Raw genomic sequence first — 1,759 nt, 5'->3', positions numbered from 1 at the left:
CACCCGTTCCCATACCGAACACGGAAGTTAAGCTCTCTAGCGCCGATGGTAGTTGGGACCTTGTCCCTGTGAGAGTAGGACGTCGCCAAGCAAAAACCTAAGTCGATTCGACTTAGGTTTTTTTGTGCTTATTTTTATTTACTAAATGTCATAATCCATAAATTTAATAATCTTAAAGAAGAAAAAAGATGAAATAGAGACTGTTTAAAATGAATTTTGAACGATAATGCCATAAAAGATAATAAAGTAATACATTTAAGTGTTAGGTTAAGGTAAGAATTACCTTTTTGTATTAATTGAGTCGTGGAATGACTAAAATATTTTACTTTTTATATGAAACCGTTATGTGGAAAATAGCTATTTAGTTGTTTTTCACATAACGGTTTTTCATTTTTAAAGGATTTTACATAAGAAAAAATCTATAATTAAGATAGTTAACATATATTTTTTGATGGGTGTGGGGGATTATGAAAGAAATATGCATGTTATTAGTGGCTGTTATATTATGGGGGACAGCCATTGCGCCAACAAAGTGGGCATTAGAATCTATTCAGCCATTTACTTTGTTATTTATTCGCCTTTTCTTAGCTGGTGGAATCTGTTTACTATTCTCATTTAAACAATTAAAAAGATCAGTTGTACATAAACAGGTCCCGTGGAAAAGAATGAGTTTACTATCTTTTACTGGCGTATCTGGGTACTTTATGTTCACATCCTACGGTATTTCTTTAACAAGTGGATTGCATGTTAGTATTATTGATGCTGCGTTACCTTTAGTTACAATTCTTTTTTCGGCGTTCTTTTTGAAAGAAAAAATTCGGCTTAATTATTGGATCGGTATTGTATTGGGGGCTATCGGAGTACTTCTTATTACAATTCCATCTAGTAATGTCGATCAAGAAGTATCTTTAATAGGAGATATCCTTATTTTATTAAGTACGTTCTTATTTGCTTTCTATACAGTATTGCTGAAACGACCAAAACAAGAACAGTATCTATCAAACAAGGTTTTTACAACATTAACTTTAATTATTGGAGCTGTTATTCTATTACCATTTGCAATGGCAGAAACTTTTTATTATGGTTTTCCAAAAATCGAAACATGGAAGACAGGGTTTAGTGTAATATATCTTGTTATTGGGGCAACAATTTTAGCGTATTGGTTTTGGAATAGAGCATTAGAGACAGTCTCGGCATCAGTAAGTGGATTATATTTAAATGCGTTACCGTTAATAAGTATAGTTGCTTCAATTGTTCTATTAAATGAATCTTTAACGCGGAGAATAGTAATAGGTGGCAGCTTAGTTTTATTTGGAGTGATATGGGCGGATAAACGTAAACTAATTGATTTATTTATATCAGACGATCAAAATATTAAAGAGAATGAAGAATGTTAAAGTTTATAAGAGCATGTATATAATGTTTAATGGAAAGGACGCTTTGTATGTAATAGGATGTCCTTTTCATTATTTTCATTGAATGAGAGGAATTAAATAACTGAAACTAATATAGAAAATAACTTTGGAATTATTTTTATTATTAATTGAATAAAAGGTGTTGACGATTAGGCTATAGAGGTGTAATATAGAACAAGTCGCCGATGCAATAACGCAGAACGCGGCAAACAAAATGAAAAACTTAGTTGACATTAACTAACGAAGATGTTAACATAAGGGAGTCGCAAATGAGCGACCAAGTAGTTCTTTGAAAACTGAACGAAACAAACAACGTGAAACGTCAATTTTTATTTTTAGATGCT

The 1,759-nt window shown here is 31.8% G+C and carries 1 protein-coding gene and 1 rRNA gene; both read left to right on the top strand.

Going from position 1 to position 1,759, the window contains the following annotated elements:
- Positions 1–91: ribosomal RNA gene (gene rrf / locus ACSG5Z_RS29565) — 5S ribosomal RNA — on the top strand; the annotation flags it as partial.
- A 376-nt stretch (positions 92–467) separates the two neighbouring features.
- Complete coding sequence (locus ACSG5Z_RS29560; RefSeq protein WP_088610501.1) at positions 468–1,397, top strand: DMT family transporter; 930 nt, start codon at positions 468–470, stop codon at positions 1,395–1,397.
- The last annotated feature ends 362 nt before the right edge of the window (positions 1,398–1,759 follow it).

Source organism: Bacillus pretiosus, assembly GCF_051294775.1.
In the GTDB taxonomy this organism is placed as follows: Bacteria; Bacillota; Bacilli; order Bacillales; family Bacillaceae_G; genus Bacillus_A; species Bacillus_A wiedmannii.
This window is presented reverse-complemented; position numbering and strand designations above follow the sequence as displayed.

Excerpts from the sequence above, each read along its gene's own strand:
- ACSG5Z_RS29560 (WP_088610501.1), top strand. The coding sequence starts at position 468 with ATGAAAGAAATATGCATGTTATTAGTGGCTGTTATATTATGGGGGACA.